Raw genomic sequence first — 20053 nt, forward strand, 5'->3', positions numbered from 1 at the left:
TTGGCTAGAGTATCCCGATGAAAATCGGGAAGGTGACAGTTCAAATCCGATATTCTTCACAAAACAAAAGGGGGATTAGCTCATTTGGCTAGAGTACTTGCCTGGCAGGCAAGGGGTGACCGGTTCGAATCCGGTATTCTCCACTAATAATTAAAAAAATACCCAAACAGATATTGATTCTGTTTGGGTATTTTCATTTATATCAAACTATGTTTTACACTTATATTTTATATTCTTATTCACTGAATAAATATTATATTGGATCTTGCCAAAATATCGAACAACGTCTAAATGATCATTTAAACAGCAGAAGTAAATTTACAAGAACAGCTAAGGATTGGAAAATAAAATATTTCGAAACTTTTCATACAAGAAGTGAAGCTTACCAAAGAGAAATGCAAATTAAAAAAATGAAAAGTAGAAAATACATTGAGAATCTTATAGCTACAAAAGGCTAAAGTATCCCATGGATCGGGAAGGCGATCGGTTCGAATCCGATATTCTCCACAGAAACCGTATTACTTAGTTGTGATACGGTTTTTTATTTAGATGGCGACAAAAAACGTAGAATGGAAAATTTAAACTTCAACAATAGCCTTTTGCATTAATATCTAATAGCAGAATTACAGCTTTAAAAGACAACCTGCACAAATAAAAACATTTTTAAGTAACTTACATTAAATTATAACCTTAGCAAAATTTAAGCTTTACCATACAAATTACTAATCTGTAAAATCGACTTAAAAATGACATTATTATTACGATGGTTATTACTACCAATAATAGCTTTGATTGCATTATTATTCTGGAAAGGAAGTCCGCTTCTTATAAAATCAACATTATTAATTATTCCGCTAGCTTTAATTATTGGCTGGTTTGCCCACGAAGGAGCTTTTAGCGGAAGCGGCGGATTAGAAAAAGTATATGGTTTATTAACCTTAATTGGTTTTCTATTATTTTACGAAATCGGAATGTTGATCGATCGTTATTATCTAGTCAAAAAAAGCATTAGTTCTGCGGAAGATGACATATTACTAATAATCGGATTAGTTCTCTTAATTGTATCTGTTATTTATTTTGTAATAATAATTTCAGAATAAAACCATAATTAAGCATTATTATCAAAATTATTATTTAGAAGTTTTGGACCAAAGAATTCTTTTATGGCATCATTTTTTTTCTAAAAAAATGTCGTAATTTATTATATTTAAAACTAAACCAGTATCTCGTTCAAATTTCATCGAATCAATTTTGTAAAAAAATTTAATGATGAAAAAATTAATAGTTTTACTAAGTCTAGTTTTTATGTATTCATGTTCATCTGACGAAAGTCAAGATGGTATGAGTATTGATGGTGGTTATAATATCAACGCTAAAATTAATCCTCCTCAGTGGATTCAAGGAACATGGATTGACTCTAAAGGTCAAATATTTGAATTTACAAAATCTGATATTACTTGTAACTCTTATGGAAATCTTTATTCGGCTAAAGGAGAAGTACAGTATTACATCATTCAGGATGAAGATCCAGAAATTACGCAAACACAAACCGATGATTCTTATATTTTACAATATAAAAATTCTGCTTCTTCCAAAAGAACTTATAGTTTTGTCAAAATATCAGATACAGAAATAGAATCTAAAGGAGCTTTTAAAGGAATTTATACTAAAAAATAAAATCTACCTTTTTATAAAATAAACGATAAAAACCGCATAACTAGTTGCTATGCGGTTTTATTTTTATTTTTCATTTGCCGAATCTTCAGCATCTACGTCGTCTTTGTCTGTTTTTTTGAAATCATTATTCAGCAAATTTTCCAATTTCCTTTTTTCTTTTTGGTTTTTTCTGAGTGTCAAAATAACCAAGATGATAACTAATAGTGCTACAACTCCTATTACAATCCAATTAATTTCCATAGTTTGAATTTTAATTAAATGTAAAGATTTTAATTATTAAACATATTATCAAAAGGTTAAGTGTTTCTTTAAAGTTAAACAATGCCAATTCCCGAAATATTTCTTTATTTTTATTTTTGTCAAAATCTAAACAAGTAAACCTTTCGGACAATAAAAACAAATGGATCAAACCTTAAAAATTAAATTATTCCCTTTATTACTAAAACTTTCTATAACTGCGATTACAATTTTCATTGTTACTTTTATACAAATTTACTGGACAATGGGAAGCCTTTCTGAAAGAAGTTCAAGCAGCTGTCTCGACTGTTCTTTTTCTTATGACGCTTATTTAATGTCTTTCATTTGTTCAATTTTATTATCAATAGTTTTTCGGTTTCTTTCTTTCCTTAAAAACAGCTATTCAATAGTTTTTCTTCAATTATTATTCTTAATTTCAATATGGTTTTTCTGGAATTACAGCATTTTTGTTGATCGAGAATCTTCGTGGAGCACATTTCTATTTACAGAAGAATTGCTTCATACGCTTACATTGTCATTTTTACCTATTTCCATTTTATCTATAATTACAGTATTTACATTACATTATATTCTAAAAAAGCATGAGTCGAAATAAAAAATAGTATTGAGATTCGATCTCATTATCAGTATATTTCTTTATATAAATTTCAAAATAATCGTTAAAAACAAACCGCTGATTGTTTAATTATGTTTCATTAAAATCTTAAATAATGTCTGAATTAAGTTCTTTATTCTCTAAAGTAAAAATCACAAAAGCGCAGCTAGAAAATTTTTTAAAAAGCGCTCCCGAAAAACCAACCTTAAACGACAACTGGCAAAAATGGTGGGACAGCCGTGAAATGTATTCTAAAATGGATTTAACGCCAGAATATCTTCGTTCCTACAATGAAAAAACCAATCAGGAAGTTCTTGATGGATGGATGGAATACAAACAAGCAATGGCTTTTTCAGACTATGATGAAGCGAAAGAAGAATGGCAATGGGGACTGTTGTTTTTCAGTGAAAATTATGTTGAAATGCTGCCCATGCTTGCTTTTATCGTCAGTATGGAAAAATTCGTTACCGAAAGCACGGAAAACAGAGCAATAGTTTACCCATACTTTTGGGGAGACAGCAATGTTGATGCTTATATTTATTTCAAAAATGAAAAAGCAGTATTAAGTCCGCAAGTAAAAAGCACTTCTGATGTGAATGTCGCTCTAATGGAAAATACTATAGTTTGTCTGGATCAAAAATGGGAGGATTTGTCTAAAAACATGGAAATGGATTAAATCCGAAAGCATTTAAAGTAGATAGCGTGGATTTGTAAAAAATTTTCACTTATTATCAAACTTCTTCCTTCATGTATTTTAAGTAATACTTCAAAAAATACAAAGGAAAAAATGCCCCAGCAACTGGTATGTATATACCCCAAAGAGCCTCATAATTCATAGTCTGCTTTTGTACAATCATTAATAAAAAAGAGATAAGAATAGGAAATATGTAGTAAGTTCTTTTTTCGTTTTCTCTATCAAAATAAATAAATATTGACGAAAGGAATAAAAGGGCATACAAGAACAGATTAAACATAGAAATCAGAATCAATCCTCTATCATTGTATTTGTAATAAAAATAGGTTAAGAATAGTAATAAAATAAATCCAACGACAAAGTTTGGAATCAAAAACGATCCGCATTTATAGCTCATAAAAGCATAAAAGACAAAAAAGAAGAACAAGAAAAAATAATTCCACATAACTTTTAAACTTTCATTTTAAAAAAATCTTCACGTCTTAACGCCTTTGTGCATAGAAAATCTACCTCAACAAAAACCCCATTCGAATAGACCCATAAAAATAACCTCGATTAGTATCATTAATATCACCTTTTGATTCGCGTCCGCGGTAGAGGAAAGAATACGAAATATTGAAATTATTGTGACGGTATTTTAAACCTGCTTCACCATTAAAACGAAGTGGAACCAAATCGAAGGTAATTGGGTTGGTATGATTAAACAAGCTTCCTTCGATTGTGGCATCGTAAAATTGGTAATTGACACTTGGTGCCATGTAGAAATAAAACTCCCTTATGTTGGGCTGTGCTTCTGAATTTACAGAAGCATGATACATATTAGAATTGTAAATTGGTGTCAGTCTTTTAAAACCAAATCTTGCCATAAAACCTGTTGAAACACCTGTATAAATTGTTCCCAGTCTGCCTTCTGACTGAAAGTACAGATCGACAAAATCGTTGTGTTTTGAAGGAAACATTTTTTTAGCATACATTACATGCGCTTGTATTCCAAAAGCGTTGTGAAGTTGATGCTCCCAACCGTATACTTTTTTGTAGCCAATTAAATTATGAAAACCCACCTGTGTTTCTTCTCCTAAAGCATTTGGTCCCATAAAGCCCAGCTGAAAATCGGTTTTTAAAACTGACTCACTTTGATAAAAAAAGCTTCTCCCTGCTTCTGCAAAAAGATAGGCAGTAAAGGGCCGATCGCTTACATACTCTGCTTCTTTATTTATAAATCTCGGATTATAAATATATTGTCCGATACGGAACTCTGTTACTTTTTTATTGATTTTCGGATTTTCATTCTTTGATAAAAAACGATAAAAAATCTCCAATCCGTTAGTGTAATACATGTCATTTTTAGACGAAGTATACAAATCGTTATCCGATATAAAACCTATTTCTGAAGTTTTTCCTTGTCCAAAAGTCAACGTTACTGTTAATATCAGAAAAGCAAAAAAAGTCTTTTTACTTTTTCCCATCACCTTTATAATTGATTTTTCCAACGTATCGCATTTCGCGCACAATTCGTTCTTTTCTTCTATTTATATAACTTGAAGAACCTGTAGCCTTAAATTTTCTTGGATTTGGAAGAATGGCCGCAATTCCTGCCGCCTGCATTGGTGTTAAACTCGAAGCGTCTCGACGGTACCAGTGTTCTGTTGCCGCATAAGCGCCGTAAACACCATCGCCCATTTCAATACTATTGAGGTAAACTTCCATAATACGTTCTTTTCCCCAAATTAATTCTATTAAAACTGTAAAATAAGCTTCGAGACCTTTTCGTAAATAACTTTTTCCCTGCCATAAAAAGACGTTTTTGGCGGTTTGCTGCGAAATAGTACTTCCACCGCGAATTCGGCGTCCGCGTTCATTGCTTTTATAGGCTTTTTGAAGTGCTTTAAAATCAAAGCCATTATGCGTTAAGAAAGTAGCGTCTTCACTAGCAATTACTGCTTTTTGCAGATTCATTGAGATTTTCTCAATTGGTTCCCAATCGTGATCAAAATAAACTTCCTTTCCTCCCATTTTATTTTCGATAGCTCGAATGATCATTAAGGGTGTAAAAGGAACGGGAACATATTTAAAAAATATAACCGACCCAATTGATAGTCCGAAAAACCATAAAGCTGCTTTTATAAAAAACCACTTTATTTTTTCTCCTAAAGATCGATTTCCTTTTTTAGGAGAGGATTTTGGTTTTGGTTTCGCTGCGGTTGTTTTTTTTGGTACTGGTTTTTTGGGTGCTGCCATTATATTAAATCTGCTAATTCTGTTCCTATTAAACTGCCTATTGCTACTCCCATTCCGCCTAAACGCACTCCACAAAACACGTTTTCAGACAGTTGAGAAACAACAGGGTTTTTACTGTTTCCGACTCCCATTATGCCGCTCCATCGGTGCGCGATCTGAAAATCCTGATTTGGTAAAATTACATTTTTCAGCAAATCTTCCAATTTATTTTGTACAATTTTCGTCTGTCCAAATTCGATTGTGGTTTCTGCCTCAAAATCTAAATTTCGTCCTCCTCCTAATAAAATTCGATTATCAATATTTCTAAAATAATAATAACCGCGATCTAAATGAAACGTTCCTCTTATATCTAAATTGTGAATGGGTTCTGTAATTAAAACTTGCGCCCTTGCCGGTTTTACAGCTCCACTGGTTAAAGTTCCCGCAAAACCATTTGTCGCAAAAAGCAATTTATTAGTTTTAAAACTAAAATCATTTAGAACAACTTCAACATGATTTCTCGCATCTGCATAAGAAGTTACCGTTTGCTGATTTAGAATTAAAATATTGGCAGCAACTGCCTGCTTCAATAATTCCTGCATCATATTTCCAGTATCAATCTGCGCTTCAAACGGATTAAAAATCAAATATTCCTGAATATTTCCAAATCCAAAACGGTCTATTTCTTTAGAAAAAACATCAGCTTTGAAAAGTGGTTTTAGTACTTCATTAATAAAAGAAATTTTAGAAACACATTCATTAAATCCGAATTCATCTTCTTTCAAAAACAATTCATATCCTCCGTAAGGTTTAAAATCGATCGCAGAATCTCCTAATCTTTTTCGAAGCAGCTGCAAACCTCTCCAACGTTTTTCTATAAGATTTACTACATCATCTTCTGAATGTGTTTTTAAATCTTCCAAAATTTCAGAAAGGCTTCCAAAACACGCAAAACCAGCATTTTTTGTACTTGCACCCTGAGGCAGCATTCCTCTTTCGAGAACAAGAATTTTAGCTGTCGGAAATCTTTCGCGTAAGCGCAATGCCGTATGCAGGCCAACGATTCCGCTTCCCACAATTGTATAATCAATATTCGTGAACCAGTTTTTTAATTCCCAATAACTTAATTCCATCTTTCTAAATTCCAATATTGGGTTAAATTACAATTTTTTAAATTCCAAATTCCAATATTGAATTAAATTACAATTTTTTATCCCGAGGGTTCGGGACCAAATTCCAAAACTACTATAAGTTTTTTTTTGACGAGCTTACAAATATTTAACTAATATAATTTTCAACTCATTGTCAGGCTTAGCGTCCCGAGACTTCGGGAGAAGCCCGCCCCTATTATGTCCTTCTCCCGAAGTCTGGGAACGCTAAAGGTGACAAACATGATTACAATTGTCTAAATTAAAATTGGAATTTGGAATTTTAAATCTTGGAATTTTTATCTAAGTTTTAACAATAATTGGGATTTGGAATTTAAAATATTGGAATTTTATTGTTGTATTTTTAGCGCCACAAAAAATAGAATAATTTGATTATGAAAAAAGTATTATTAACAACCTTAATAATGATGAGTTTAAACGCTATCGGACAGAATGTTATGTCACCAGAATTGTTATGGAAATTAGGAAGAGTGACACCTCTTGGCATATCTAAAGATGCAAAAAATGTTGTTTTTAAAGTTTCTACGCCTTCTGTAGAAGAAAATAAGTCGACTTCTAAAATTTATACGATTCCTGTAAATGGAGGAAATGCAGTTGAAATTAAAGATACAAAAGATATCTTGGCAGATAAAAACATTTCACCTGACGGAAAATTTATCGTTTACAATGAAGAAGTAAAAATTGATAAAGTTTTAGGAAAAGATTTTTATCCAAAATTGACCAAATCTGATGCGCAAATTTATGATGGTTTAGATTACCGTCACTGGGATACTTGGAATGAAGGAAAATTTAACCATGTTTTTTATAAAGAAAACAAAGACGGCGCAAAAGGAATCGACATTTTAAAAGGCGAAACTTTTGATTCTCCGCAAAAACCTTTTGGCGGTGACGAGGATTATATCTGGTCGCCAGATAGCAAAAGTATTTTGTATGTGTGCAAGAAAAAAGCAGGAACTGCTTATGCGATTTCTACAAACACAGATATTTATGAGTACAATTTAGAAACTCAAAAAACTATTAATAAAACCGAAGGTAATTTAGGTTATGATACTGCACCGCAGTTTTCTCCAACAGGAAATTTAACTTGGTTACAAATGAAACGCGACGGTTACGAGTCTGATAAAAACGATATTATTGTTGAGTTTAAAGGAATCAAAACTAATTTAACGGCAAACTGGGACGGAACTGTAGATAATTTTATCTGGAGTAAAGACGGAAAAACAGTTTTCTTTGTAGCTCCAATTGACGGAACGAAACAACTTTTCTCTGTTAATTTTCCTGGTTTAGCTAAAATCGCAATCAATGTTCGCCAGTTGACAAACGGAGATTTTGATGTGAATGATTTAGTAGGTTTTTCTGGAGATGATATTATTGTTACAAGAAGTGACATGAATCATGCTGGTGAAATTTTCTCTTTCAATTTGAAGAAAAATACTTGGAAACAGCTTTCAAATGTGAATACAGAAACGTACAAATCTTTAACTTTAAGCAAAACCGAAAAACGTTACGTTACAACTACAGATGGCAAAAAAATGCTGGTTTGGGTAATTTTGCCTCCAAATTTTAATGCTTCCCAAAAATATCCAACTTTACTATTCTGCCAAGGCGGGCCGCAAAGTGCGTTGACACAATCGTATTCTTTCCGTTGGAATTTCTCTTTGATGGCCGCAAAAGGTTATATCGTGGTTGCTCCAAACCGTCGTGGAATGCCAGGACATGGTGTTGAATGGAACGAGCAAATTAGTAAAGATTGGGGCGGACAAGTTATGGACGATTATCTTTCTGCAATTGATGATGTTGCTAAAGAAAAATACGTTGACAAAACTCGTTTAGGATGTGTTGGTGCTAGTTACGGCGGATATTCTGTGTTTTATTTAGCTGGAATTCACAAAAACCGTTTCAAAACTTTTATTGCTCACGATGGTGTTTTCAATACTGTTTCAATGTTAGGAACTACTGAGGAAGTTTTCTTTAACAACTGGGATTTCGGCGGGCCTTACTGGGAAAAAGATAATGCTGTAGCTCAAAAAGCTTATACTACTTTTAATCCTGCAACTCTGGTTCAGAACTGGAATAAACCAATTTTAATTTTCCAAGGAGGAAAAGATTTCCGTGTGCCAATCGGACAAGGACAGGAAGCTTTTCAGGCTGCACAGTTAAGAGGCATTAAAAGCCGTTTTGTTTATTTTCCAGATGAAAATCACTGGGTGTTAAAACCTCAAAATGCTCAGGTTTGGCAAGGTGAATTTTTTAAATGGTTAGATGAAACTCTTTAATTCATAAAAAAGATCAATTCACAGCCGTAGATTTACATAATCTACGGCTGTTTTTATTTGCAGACCTTATAATTATGTAACATATCGAAGAGATTTACTTTTCGGTAAACAGATTTTTTTAGATAAATTGCAGGAGTTTAGATCATCCCAAATTTAAAAACATTTTCAGCAAAATATGGAGAGCAAAAGAAGTTACACGGCACTCAAAGTTTTATTCAGCTATGTTGCATTATTGGCTTTGGTTGTTACAGTTGGATGGTTTTTATATTCTGAAAATGTCGTTTACAACAAATTGGAAGACAAAATCGCTTTCGAAAAAACCAAAATTCTTAGAGTCAGTAAACTTTTCTCAAACGTTTATAAAACAGAAAGTTTAGCAAGACAGACTATTCAAAATAACTCCGAAAAAGATTTTAAAAATTATTTGATAGAGACAGATTCGCTTCGTCTTCGCATTGATACTTTAAAACAAATTGTTACTACAGAATATCAAAAAACACTTCTGGATAGTGTGACTTATCTTTTATCTGAAAAGACTAAAAACATCAAGCAGTTAAAAGAAATAAAAAATAAAGCAGATGACGAAACTTCTGTAAATAATGCTATTGACGAAATCACGAAAATGGAGTTTAATTTGAGAAAACTCGAACTTCAGGATTTTACTAAAAACCCAAATCAATTGGGAAGTTATCAGCGTGGTGTTTTACAGCGATATGTAGATTATCTCAATCAAAATATTCCAGACGACAGCACCAATACGTTGAGCAAAAAAGCTTCGGATTCTATTTTAGCAAATTCTAAAAAGCTGTTGAGCACCGTGAAAATGAAAGCTGAAAAGAAGAAAGAATCCCTAAATTTTGAAGAAAACAAACTGCTTCAAAACGAAATGGCGATTTCAGATCAGCTGCGAAAAGTACTTCGAATTATTGAACGAGAAATCATTATCAATTCGATAAAAAACAATTCACTAAAAGAAAAATCACTAAAAAGAGTCAATGAAATCGTGACGGCTTCTGCTGTTATTGGTTTATTGCTGACAGTGTTTTTCTCTATTTTAATTGTGAGTGATTATTCTAAATCACAGGTTTATAAAAAACAACTGGAAATTGCCAATTTCAAAACCAAAAACCTGCTTAAAAGCCGCGAGCAATTAATTTCGACCGTAAGCCACGATTTAAAAACACCTTTGAGTACGATTGTGGGATATTCTGAACTTTTAGGAAATTCAGATATTAATACCAAGCAGTCTTATTTTGTAAAAAACATTAAAAATTCTTCGGAATATATTACACAGCTGGTACAGGATTTATTGGACTTTTCGAAAATCGAAGCGGGAAAAATTGCCATCGAAAAAGTTCCGTTTTTACTTCCTGAAATTATTGAAGATGTTGCTAAAAACATTCAAACTGTTTACAAGGAAAAAAATATTGACCTGATTATTAATGTCGATGAAAAATTTCAGAAACGCATTGTTGGTGATCCTTTTCGACTAAAACAAATCTTAACCAATATTATTGGAAACGCATATAAATTTACAGAGGAAGGACATATTAGAATTGCCGCTTACGCGAATGAAGACCAGACTTTTACTATTTCTATTCAAGATACGGGAATTGGAATTGAAAAAGGAAATCAAAAATTAGTTTTTGAAGAATTTGCACAAGCCAATGAAAATATCGAGAAAAAATATGGTGGCACTGGTTTAGGATTATCGATCTGCCAAAAGATTATTTCTATTTTGGGCGGAACTTTAAGTTTAGAAAGTATTTATGGCAAAGGAAGCACCTTTAAAGTTGAACTGCCATTAATTTTTGATAATAGCCAGCCAACTACGACTAAAGTCAAAAACAAGCCATTAAAAAACACTAAAAAACAAACTTTTATTGTTGTTGACGATGACATTAATCTGTTGAATCTGACAAGTGGTGTTTTAAAACAAGAACAACATCAGGTTTTATCTTTTAGCAATCCTGCAAAGGCTTTAGAAACCATTCAAAACACGCCTTTTGATTTTGTGATTACTGATATTCAGATGCCAGAAATCGACGGATTTTTGTTCTTAGAAAAGCTTCGTGAACTTCCTGATTCTGTTTTCAAAAATCAGCCCGTAATAGCGTTAACTGGTCGAACAGATTTGGACCTTTCGGTTTATAAAGAAGCTGGTTTTTCTACTGTTGTCAAAAAGCCATATTCGCCAAAAATTTTGCTCGAAACTATCCAGCATATTTTAGACAATGAAGAAATTCCAGATACTGAATTTTCAGAAACTGCAGAAAATCATTCTTCTCAAATGTATTCTTTAGATACTTTAAAAGATTTTCTTGGTCAAGATGAATCCGCTTTGAAAGAGGTTCTAAAATCTTTCATAGACAGCAGTATAGAAAATATAGGTCTTTTGAGCACGGCTATACAAGAAAACAATCACGACGAAATAAAATCGATTGCACATCGTATTGCACCAATGTTTAAACAAATTCAGGCGAATGAAATTGGTGAGATTTTAAAGAAATTAGAAAAAGACGATTTGAATACTTTAGATCTGGAAAGTATGTTTATCGATTTAAAAGAAAAAATGAATGTCCTTTTTGAAGAATTAAAACAAGAGGTATAAAAAAGTAAAGCATTTAAAAATGCTTTACTCTATGTTGTATTGTTTCAATTTATTATAAAGCGTCTTCCTAGTAATTTTTAAGAGCTTCGCTGCCTCCGATTTATTATTCTGTGCTTTTGATAAAGCGTGAATAATAGTCTCTCTTTCATTTTCAGATAATGACATTCCTGCTGCGGGCTGTTGTTTTTGAATTTGAAAAAATTCTGCTGGAAGTACATCACTTTCTATAAAATTACCACGAGATAAAAGAGTTGCACGTTTTACGCAATTTTGCAGTTCACGTAAATTACCTGGCCAATTGTAGTTTTGAAAAATAGTAACTACTTCTGGAGAAAACCCAATAATATCTTTATTTAATTGCTGATTGGCTTTTTCTAAAAAATAATCGGCAAAAACCATTAAATCTTCGTCACGATCTTTTAAAGATGGTGACTGAATAGAGAATTCGTTGATTCTATGATATAAATCTTCTCTAAAATCGCCGTTTTTTACTGCCTCGCGCAAATCTTCATTTGTAGCTGTAATAATGCGTATATCGACGTTTATTTCTTTATTACTTCCAACGGGTTTAATTTTTCTTTCTTGAAGTGCTCTTAACAACTGAATTTGATTTTCATATGAAAGATTTCCAATTTCATCCAAAAATAATGTTCCACCATTTGCTGCTTCAAAATAACCCATTTTATCACTAATCGCTCCTGTAAAAGATCCTTTTAAATGACCAAAAAATTCACTCGCAGCTAATTCTTTCGGAATAGCACCGCAGTCAACTGCTATAAAATTATTGTTTTTTCTCTGGCTTTGCTGATGTATACTTTTTGCAATAATTTCTTTTCCAGTTCCGCTTTCGCCGATAATTAAAACCGACATATCAGTTGGACTAACTAATTCAATATGATCTAACAGTTTTTTAGAAGCAACAGAAATTCCTTTTACAAACTCATTTTCTGTAGAAACTGTTTTTTTGACTTTCTTTTTTTCTTTAACCGGAGTTTCGGTTTCGTCTTCCAGCTCTTGCGATTTTAGAGCGTTAGTAATAACTAATAAAACCTCATCGGGATTGAAAGGTTTAGAAATATAATCTGCCGCACCATTTTTAATGGCTTTGACTGCAGTATTTACATCCGAATATCCCGTCATCAAAATGACTGGAATATTGGGGTATGAACTTTTGAATTCTGACATTAAAGCAATACCGTCAAAATCAGGCAGACGAAGATCTGTCAAAATCAAATCGAAAGATTCGTTTTTAACTGCTGTACGCGCTTCTGCAGCAGAGAAAGCTATCGTTACATCGTAAGCTTTTTTAATTAGAAATTTTTCTAATAATTTGCAAAACGCGATGTCATCTTCTATCAATAATATCTTCGGCATTTGAGTTTAGGGAGTTTTTTGCTAAAATAAGACTATTAAAATTGTATTTTCACAAAATTATGCAAAAAAAAAGAGATTGCACGTCGCAATCTCTTTTTCACCAAAAACATAAATCTAAATTCACCTAATTATATCTTCAACCAGTTACCATTGACATCTGAGTAAACAGTAGCCTTTTGGTCTCCAACTGATATTTCGAGTTTATACTCTTTTTTTTCGTTTACAAATGCTTTCTCCAGTTTTGCACCTGGGTAAGCGGTCTGCAAGGCTGTTTTTACAGCTGCAGGCACAGCATCTGCAGCAACTTCTGTATATTCTGATTGAATAATGACAGTAGTTTTAATATCTTCTGAAACTGGCAATACATCTGCATGAATTGACATTGTTCCAAAAAGGATAACTGCTGATAAGATTAATTTTTTCATGATGCTGATTTTTAATTATTTTTTAATGATATTACCAGAAGCATCTGTAAAAATAGTATACTTCTTGTCTCCATTTGAAATTTCAAGTTTGTACTCGTTTTTCTCGTTTTTATAAGCTTTTTCAAGCTTAGTTTTCGGGAAAGATTTTTCAACTGTAGACTTTACTGCTGCCGGAACGGCGTCTGCAGCTACTTCAGTAAATTCATCTTGAATTAGTACTGATTGAGAAATCGAAATTGCTGGCAGTATAGCGGCATTTACCGATAAACTTCCTAAAACAATCGCTGCTGATAAGATTAACTTTTTCATAATATTGTGGTTTAAAAATTATTTTTTAAGAATGTTACCAGAAGCGTCTGTAAAGACAATTGACTTTTCACCTCTAACAGTGATCTCAATTTTGTACTCTTTTTTGTCATTTACCCATGCTTTTTCAAGCACTACACCAGGATAAGCCTCGTCTAAGCCTTTCTTTACAGCTGCCGGAACTCCGTCTACTTCTTTATATCCATCCTGATCATTAACTGTCTGTACCATTGGGCTGGTTACAGCAGTGGTTTCTGCGTGCATCGACAAACTGCCTAAAACAATTGCTGCCGATAGAATCAACTTTTTCATAGTAATAGTTTTTAAGGGTTAGTCTTAGATTATTTTTTAATCCAAGTTCCGTCTGCGTTTGCAAAAAGATTTCCGGTTTTATCTCCAACAGTTACTTCTAACTTGTACTCAGATTTTGTGTTTTTAAATGCTTTAGTAAGCACAGCATCTGGATATGCTTTTTTAAGAGCATCTGTTACAGCTGTTGGAAGCTCTTCCAATTTAATTTCTGTATAATCATCTTGGATAGAGATTGTTTTTACGATAGTATTTGAAATTGGCGAAGTTGAAGCAAATGATGTTAAACCTCCCAAAACGATTGCGGCTGATAAAAATAAATTTTTCATGATAGTTATATTTTAATGTTGTTAATTTGATTTTAGTATTCTTGAACTGGATTTTCACACCAATCTATTTTTACATTATTTTTTAATCCAAGTTCCGTCTGCATTAGCGAAAAGATTTCCAACTTTGTCACCAACAGTAACGTCAAGTTTGTACTCTGATTTTTCGTTTTTATATGCTTTTGTAATTACTGCTTCTGGATATGCTTTTTTCAAAGCTTCTGTAATTGCAGCTGGTAATTCTTCTAATTTGATCTCTGTGTATTCGTCTTCAATAGAAATCGTTTTTACGATTGTATTTGTTACTTGTGTATTTGAAGCGAATGAAGTTAAACTTCCTAAGACAATTGCGGCTGATAAAAATAAATTTTTCATAACGTATATATTTAATATTAATAGTTGTTTACGCTTTAAGTAATGAAATTATTATGCCGTAATAGAAAAGAACTGTGCCAAACGCTATAAACCCTTATTTTTAAAGGGTTTGATTAAATATGCCCAAAAAAGACAAATTTAAAAAAGTGTGTAAAAGGTAAAAAAGGTGTGTAATAAGTAAACACTTACAGTGTAACCTTAGAAGAAATTTCAAATTTTAAAATTACAAATTCCAAATTCCAATGTTTGAGGTTCAAATTATAACTCCAAGTTGGAATTTGGAGTTTATTTATTGGAATTTTAAATAAAGTGCATATAAAAGAAAAAAGGCTGTCAAAAAAATTGACAGCCTTTATAATTATTCTGGATCTTTCATTTTAAATGTATCCATAAATGCAGTTGTATAATCTCCTGCGATATATTGTGGATCATCCATTAATTGTCTATGGAAAGGTATTGTAGTTTTTACACCTTCAATTACGAACTCGTCCAAAGCTCTACGCATTTTGCTGATAGCTTCTTCACGAGACTGCGCTGTTGTAATTAACTTAGCAATCATAGAATCGTAGTTTGGCGGAATACTATAACCTGAATATACGTGAGTATCTAAACGTACTCCGTGTCCTCCTGGCATATGAAGCGTAGTAATTTTTCCTGGTGAAGGACGAAAATCGTTATAAGGATCTTCAGCATTAATACGACATTCAATAGCGTGTAATTCTGGAAGATAGTTTTTACCAGAAATTGGAATTCCAGCAGCAACCATAATCTGCTCACGGATCAAATCATAATCAATAACTTGTTCTGTGATTGGGTGCTCAACTTGAATACGAGTATTCATTTCCATGAAATAGAAGTTTCTGTGTTTGTCCACTAAAAACTCTACAGTTCCAGCTCCTTCATATTTAATGAATTCAGCAGCTTTTACAGCAGCTTCTCCCATTCTCGTACGTAAGTCATCTGTCATGAAAGGTGAAGGAGTTTCTTCAGTAAGTTTTTGGTGACGACGTTGTACAGAGCAGTCTCTTTCAGAAAGGTGACAGGCTTTTCCGTAAGAATCGCCAACAACTTGAATTTCGATATGACGTGGTTCTTCAATAAGCTTTTCCATGTACATTCCGTCATTTCCGAATGCAGCAGCAGCTTCTTGACGCGCGCTTTCCCAAGCTTTTAAAAGCTCTTCTTCTTTCCAGATAGCACGCATTCCTTTTCCACCACCACCAGCAGTAGCTTTCATCATAACTGGGTAACCAATTTCTTTAGCTACTTTTTGTGCATGTTCGTAAGATTCTAATAATCCGTCTGAACCTGGCACACAAGGAACTCCTGCAGCTTTCATTGTAGCTTTTGCAGAAGCTTTATCACCCATTCTGTCAATCATTTCTGGAGCAGCACCGATAAATTTAATTCCGTGCTCTTGACAAATTTTAGAGAATTTAGCATTCTCAGAAAGAAAACCGTATCCTGGGTGTATTGCATCTGCATTTGTAATTTCTGCAGCTGCAATGATATTTGACATTTTCAAATACGATAAGTTACTCGGAGGAGGACCAATACAAACCGCTTCATCAGCAAATTTAACATGTAAACTTTCTGCGTCGGCTGTAGAGTAAACCGCAACAGTTTTGATTCCCATTTCCTTACATGTACGAATTACACGAAGTGCAATTTCTCCTCTATTCGCAATTAATATTTTTTTAAACATCTTATTTTAATTAGATAATTAGACAATTTGATAATTAGATAATTTTAGATGATTAACAAAACTTATATTATGAACCATTCTAAAATCTAAAATCTAAAATCTAAATTTATTTATGATGGATCTACTAAGAATAAAGGCTGGTCAAATTCTACTGGAGACATATCGTCAACAAGAATTTTTACAATTTTACCAGAAACTTCAGATTCGATTTCGTTAAATAATTTCATTGCTTCAATTACACAAAGAACATCTCCTTTTGAAATAGTGCTTCCTACTTCTGTGAAAACTGGTTTGTCTGGAGATGGTTTTCTATAAAAAGTTCCAATGATTGGAGATTTTATAGTTATGTATTTAGAATCGTTAGCAGCTGGTGCTTCTGGAGTTACATTTACAACTGTTGGAGCAGTAACTTGTGGAGCTGTTACCTGAGGTAAAGCTGCCTGAGTTGGTAATTGCTGCACGTAAGTTGCCTCAGTTACATTTGTTTCTAAAGTTGTTCTGATCGTGATTTTTACATCATCCATTTCTAACTTCACTTCTGCAACGCCCGAATTTGCAACAAATTTGATTAGGTTTTGAATTTCTTTTAAATCCATAATGATTCGTTTTTAGTTTTAATTTATTTCTTATCGTAAGCCCATTTTAAATAGATAGATCCCCAAGTGAATCCACCACCAAACGCAGCAAAGATAACATTATCTCCTTTTTTAAGCTTATCTTCAAAATCTGCCAATACTAATGGTAAAGTTCCAGAAGTAGTATTACCATATCTTTCGATATTTACTAATACTTTAGAATCATCCAATTCCAATCTTCCGGCAGTAGCATCAATAATACGTTTGTTAGCTTGGTGTGGCACTAACCAATCTACATCTTGATTTGTCAAATTATTTCTTTGTAAAATCAATTCGCTGGCATCGGCCATATTAGTCACAGCATATTTGAAAACAGTTTTTCCGTCTTGCATAATATTGTGCTGTCTGTTTTTTACAGTTTCTTCAGAAGGCGGAATCAAAGATCCTCCAGCTGGAATTTTAAGAAAATCGCGTCCTACACCATCACTTCTTAAGTATTCATCCTGCAAACCTAGACCTTCGTAATTTGGTTCAAAAAGAACTGCACCAGCTCCATCACCAAAAATAATACAAGTTGCTCTGTCTGTATAATCTACAATTGATGACATTTTATCTGCACCAATTAAAAGTACTTTTTTGTAACGTCCTGACTGAACATAAGCTGCAGCAGTAGACATTCCGTATAAGAAACTTGAACATGCAGCCTGCAGATCGTATGCAAATGCATTTGTAGCCCCAATTTCTGTTGCAACAAATACTCCTGTAGAAGCCACCATCATATCTGGTGTTGCTGTTGCCATTATAATCATATCAATCTCTAAAGGATCAATATTTGCTTTTGCAATTAAATCTTGCGCTGCTTTTATAGCAAGATAAGATGTGCCTTTATCAGCATCTTTAAGAATTCTTCTCTCTTTAATTCCTGTTCGAGTAGTAATCCACTCGTCATTGGTATCAACCATTGTTTCTAAAACTTTGTTAGAAAGTACAAAGTCAGGAACGTAAGCGCCAACAGCGGTAATAGCGGCTGTGATTTTATTCATTATATTCTATTATTTCCTTTCAAATACTGCGATTTGAAAAATTTTTAAAAGACTTGAAAATTACAAAAAAAAACGAAGCGATTTTGTCTATATTTTCTTAAAAAACAAAAATTATAACCAACAAAAAAAACTCTCACTATGTGAGAGTTCTAGTATAATTTACAAAAACGTATTAAGCAACCGCTTCAGATTTATCGATAACAACTTGCCCTCTGTAGTACATTTTACCTTCATGCCAGTAAGCTCTGTGGTATAAATGCGCTTCACCTGTAATAGGACATGTAGCGATTTGAGCTACAGTAGCTTTATAATGTGTTCTTCTCTTATCTCTTCTTGTTTTCGAGGTTTTTCTCTTAGGATGTGCCATTTTACTATATTATTTATCCGTTAATAGTTTCTTTAATTTTTCCCAACGCGGGTCAATATCTTCTTCTTTATTACTCTCTTCCTTTTGTTCTTTTACACTTAATTCATTCAATTTTGTCAAAGCTTCGGTTTGTAATGTTCCGTCTTTAACACCTGGATGAATTCTTTTTTGAGGCACCGAAAGTGCAATCATTTCATAAATGTATTGTGACACATCTAATTCATGTTCTCCATGCGGCAAAATCAACAATTCTTCATTATCATTATTGAACTCGTCTCCAAAGCGAACAATTAATTTCATTTTCCCTTTTATAGGAAGATCAAAATCTTCGCCTGTTAGATCACAAGGCACATTTACAGTTCCTTTGTGTTTGAATTCTAACTCTAACATGTTGCTTTTCTTTTCGAAAACCAAATTCACTTTAATATCTGAACTTTGAAACTCTTCATAATCAAAGTCCTTAAAGAACGTGTTATTTATTTGATACTCAAAATGGTGTTTTCCTAGTTTTAATCCTACGAAAGGAATTAAAAATTCTTTTGTTTTGCTCATTTCAACATCAATTTGATCAATTCAGTTCTATAACTAGATGTCTGAATTGGGGTGCAAAGATATAAAATTATTATAAATCTAATAATCTTATTCACCTTTTTTTGTTTATAACTGTTTTTCTTTTATTTTAAGAGGTTTTTGGCTAATCTCCTCATACTGATTACGCGAGCGAAAAATGTCTATTGCAAGATAGACTGCCTCTGTAAACGAATTGTGATCTGCCATGTCTTTTCCAGCAATATCGTAAGCTGTACCATGATCTGGAGAAGTCCTAACTTTATTCAAACCAGCTGTATAGTTCACGCCTTTTCCAAATGACAATGTTTTAAACGGGATCAATCCTTGGTCGTGATACATTGCCACAATAGCATCATATTTTTCGTATTGACCGCTTCCAAAAAAACCATCCGCAGGAAATGGACCAAAAACCATTGTTCCAGAATCGAATAGCTTCTTTAAAACTGGCTTCAAAACCAAATCATCTTCTTTTCCAATGACACCACCATCACCTGCATGCGGATTTAATCCTAAAACTGCAATTTTCGGCTTCACTATACTAAAATCTTGAATTAAAGATTTTCTAATCGTTTCAATTTTTTTAGTAATCAATTCTTCTGTTAAATGAGAAGCCACCTCATTTAAAGGCACATGATCTGTAATTAAACCCACTCTTAAGTTATCCTGCACCATCATCATAAGCGCATTGCCTTCTAATTCCTGATTTAGATAATCTGTATGTCCTGGAAATTTAAAACCTTCAGATTGTATGTTATACTTATTAATAGGTGCTGTTACCAGAACATCTATTTCGTCATCTTTTAAAGCTTTTGTTGCTGCTGCAAAAGATTTTATCGCATACTCCCCTATTTTTGGATCATTTACACCAAAATTTACATCAATACTTTCTTTCCAAAGATTTAAAACATTTACTTTTCCAGGTACAACTTGATCTAATTTATCAATCCCGTGAAACTGAACTGTAGAGGTAAAACTTTTTTTTACGAAAGAAAGAATTTTAGCATTTGCAAAAATAACCGGCGTACACAATTCTAACATGCGAGAATCCTCGAATGTTTTTAATATAACTTCGCTTCCAATACCGTTTAAATCTCCTACTGAAATTCCAACAATTATATTTTCTGCTTTTTTATTCATGAGCTCAGTTTATTTATTACTAATTTTGATGTGCAAATTTAGTA

At 32.9% G+C, this 20053-nt stretch carries 23 protein-coding genes and 1 tRNA gene; 8 read left to right on the top strand and 16 right to left on the bottom strand.

The genetic code is table 11. From position 1 onward, the window contains the following. Nucleotides 1-69 precede the first annotated feature (69 nt). From EDB96_RS19395 to EDB96_RS19410, 4 genes are all read left to right on the top strand, one after another. Nucleotides 70-143: transfer RNA gene (locus EDB96_RS19395), tRNA-Ala, on the top strand. 66 nt (nucleotides 144-209) lie between these two features. Next, nucleotides 210-458 (top strand): GIY-YIG nuclease family protein, encoded by a 249-nt coding sequence (locus EDB96_RS19400; RefSeq protein WP_134142658.1) that lies wholly within the window; start codon nucleotides 210-212, stop codon nucleotides 456-458. Nucleotides 459-746: 288 nt separating this feature from the next. Continuing rightward, nucleotides 747-1100: a hypothetical protein gene (locus EDB96_RS19405; protein ID WP_057115149.1), complete on the top strand. Its 354-nt coding sequence runs from the start codon at nucleotides 747-749 to the stop codon at nucleotides 1098-1100. 169 nt (nucleotides 1101-1269) lie between these two features. Continuing rightward, nucleotides 1270-1677 carry a hypothetical protein gene (locus EDB96_RS19410; RefSeq protein ID WP_057115150.1) on the top strand — a complete coding sequence of 136 codons (408 nt, stop codon included), beginning with the start codon at nucleotides 1270-1272 and terminating at the stop codon, nucleotides 1675-1677. Between the two features lie 63 nt (nucleotides 1678-1740). Here the strand turns inward: EDB96_RS19410 and EDB96_RS21105 are convergent, their stop codons facing one another. After that, nucleotides 1741-1917 (bottom strand): hypothetical protein, encoded by a 177-nt coding sequence (locus EDB96_RS21105; protein WP_166669332.1) that lies wholly within the window; start codon nucleotides 1915-1917, stop codon nucleotides 1741-1743. 160 nt (nucleotides 1918-2077) lie between these two features. Between EDB96_RS21105 and EDB96_RS19415 the strand changes: the two genes are divergently transcribed. Then, complete coding sequence (locus tag EDB96_RS19415) at nucleotides 2078-2530, top strand: hypothetical protein (protein WP_082586731.1); 453 nt, start codon at nucleotides 2078-2080, stop codon at nucleotides 2528-2530. 115 nt (nucleotides 2531-2645) lie between these two features. Beyond that, complete coding sequence (locus EDB96_RS19420) at nucleotides 2646-3206, top strand: hypothetical protein (protein WP_134142659.1); 561 nt, start codon at nucleotides 2646-2648, stop codon at nucleotides 3204-3206. A 524-nt stretch (nucleotides 3207-3730) separates the two neighbouring features. Here EDB96_RS19420 and EDB96_RS19425 read toward each other — a convergent pair. From EDB96_RS19425 to EDB96_RS19435, 3 genes are read right to left on the bottom strand one after another with little or no spacing between them, the layout of a single operon-like run. Then, entirely contained in the window at nucleotides 3731-4690 is a 960-nt protein-coding gene (locus EDB96_RS19425; protein WP_134142660.1) for a lipid A deacylase LpxR family protein, read from the bottom strand. Next, nucleotides 4677-5462, bottom strand: a complete 786-nt coding sequence (gene mtgA, locus EDB96_RS19430; protein ID WP_057115154.1) for a monofunctional biosynthetic peptidoglycan transglycosylase — start codon at nucleotides 5460-5462, stop codon at nucleotides 4677-4679. The genes EDB96_RS19425 and mtgA overlap by 14 nt, the downstream gene beginning before the upstream one ends. Then, complete coding sequence (locus EDB96_RS19435; RefSeq protein ID WP_134142661.1) at nucleotides 5462-6574, bottom strand: NAD(P)/FAD-dependent oxidoreductase; 1113 nt, start codon at nucleotides 6572-6574, stop codon at nucleotides 5462-5464. The genes mtgA and EDB96_RS19435 overlap by 1 nt, the downstream gene beginning before the upstream one ends. Before the next feature lie 410 nt (nucleotides 6575-6984). On the opposite strand from EDB96_RS19435, the gene EDB96_RS19440 reads away from it, so the two are divergent. Continuing rightward, on the top strand, nucleotides 6985-8886 hold the full coding sequence (locus EDB96_RS19440) for a S9 family peptidase (protein WP_134142663.1): 1902 nt from the start codon (nucleotides 6985-6987) through the stop codon (nucleotides 8884-8886). Nucleotides 8887-9061: 175 nt separating this feature from the next. Beyond that, a complete protein-coding gene (locus EDB96_RS19445) occupies nucleotides 9062-11497 on the top strand; it encodes a hybrid sensor histidine kinase/response regulator (protein ID WP_134142664.1) in 2436 nt (811 codons plus the stop codon). Between the two features lie 24 nt (nucleotides 11498-11521). Here the strand turns inward: EDB96_RS19445 and EDB96_RS19450 are convergent, their stop codons facing one another. From EDB96_RS19450 to pdxA, 12 genes are all read right to left on the bottom strand, one after another. Further along, nucleotides 11522-12871, bottom strand: coding sequence for a sigma-54-dependent transcriptional regulator (locus EDB96_RS19450; protein WP_134142665.1), 1350 nt, complete (start codon nucleotides 12869-12871; stop codon nucleotides 11522-11524). A 128-nt stretch (nucleotides 12872-12999) separates the two neighbouring features. Then, complete coding sequence (locus tag EDB96_RS19455) at nucleotides 13000-13296, bottom strand: hypothetical protein (protein WP_134142666.1); 297 nt, start codon at nucleotides 13294-13296, stop codon at nucleotides 13000-13002. A gap of 15 nt (nucleotides 13297-13311) precedes the next feature. Continuing rightward, complete coding sequence (locus tag EDB96_RS19460) at nucleotides 13312-13605, bottom strand: PepSY-like domain-containing protein (protein ID WP_057115159.1); 294 nt, start codon at nucleotides 13603-13605, stop codon at nucleotides 13312-13314. An 18-nt stretch (nucleotides 13606-13623) separates the two neighbouring features. Beyond that, entirely contained in the window at nucleotides 13624-13914 is a 291-nt protein-coding gene (locus EDB96_RS19465; protein ID WP_057115160.1) for a hypothetical protein, read from the bottom strand. Between the two features lie 29 nt (nucleotides 13915-13943). Then, complete coding sequence (locus tag EDB96_RS19470; protein ID WP_057115161.1) at nucleotides 13944-14240, bottom strand: hypothetical protein; 297 nt, start codon at nucleotides 14238-14240, stop codon at nucleotides 13944-13946. 75 nt (nucleotides 14241-14315) lie between these two features. After that, nucleotides 14316-14612, bottom strand: coding sequence for a hypothetical protein (locus EDB96_RS19475; RefSeq protein ID WP_057115162.1), 297 nt, complete (start codon nucleotides 14610-14612; stop codon nucleotides 14316-14318). Nucleotides 14613-14970: 358 nt separating this feature from the next. After that, nucleotides 14971-16317 carry an acetyl-CoA carboxylase biotin carboxylase subunit gene (gene accC, locus EDB96_RS19480; RefSeq protein WP_057115163.1) on the bottom strand — a complete coding sequence of 449 codons (1347 nt, stop codon included), beginning with the start codon at nucleotides 16315-16317 and terminating at the stop codon, nucleotides 14971-14973. A gap of 110 nt (nucleotides 16318-16427) precedes the next feature. Next, nucleotides 16428-16913 carry an acetyl-CoA carboxylase biotin carboxyl carrier protein gene (accB, locus tag EDB96_RS19485; protein ID WP_057115164.1) on the bottom strand — a complete coding sequence of 162 codons (486 nt, stop codon included), beginning with the start codon at nucleotides 16911-16913 and terminating at the stop codon, nucleotides 16428-16430. Between the two features lie 23 nt (nucleotides 16914-16936). Continuing rightward, a complete protein-coding gene (locus EDB96_RS19490; protein WP_057115165.1) occupies nucleotides 16937-17935 on the bottom strand; it encodes a beta-ketoacyl-ACP synthase III in 999 nt (332 codons plus the stop codon). 172 nt (nucleotides 17936-18107) lie between these two features. After that, nucleotides 18108-18302: a 50S ribosomal protein L32 gene (rpmF, locus tag EDB96_RS19495; RefSeq protein ID WP_008465217.1), complete on the bottom strand. Its 195-nt coding sequence runs from the start codon at nucleotides 18300-18302 to the stop codon at nucleotides 18108-18110. A 9-nt stretch (nucleotides 18303-18311) separates the two neighbouring features. Next, nucleotides 18312-18854: a YceD family protein gene (locus EDB96_RS19500; RefSeq protein WP_057115166.1), complete on the bottom strand. Its 543-nt coding sequence runs from the start codon at nucleotides 18852-18854 to the stop codon at nucleotides 18312-18314. A gap of 105 nt (nucleotides 18855-18959) precedes the next feature. After that, the gene (pdxA, locus tag EDB96_RS19505; RefSeq protein WP_134142668.1) at nucleotides 18960-20009 is read right to left on the bottom strand and encodes a 4-hydroxythreonine-4-phosphate dehydrogenase PdxA; all 1050 of its coding nucleotides are present in this window, start codon (nucleotides 20007-20009) and stop codon (nucleotides 18960-18962) included. Nucleotides 20010-20053: the final 44 nt, after the last annotated feature.

Origin of the sequence: Flavobacterium sp. S87F.05.LMB.W.Kidney.N, from assembly GCF_004366435.1 — a bacterium.
Lineage (GTDB): Bacteria > Bacteroidota > Bacteroidia > Flavobacteriales > Flavobacteriaceae > Flavobacterium.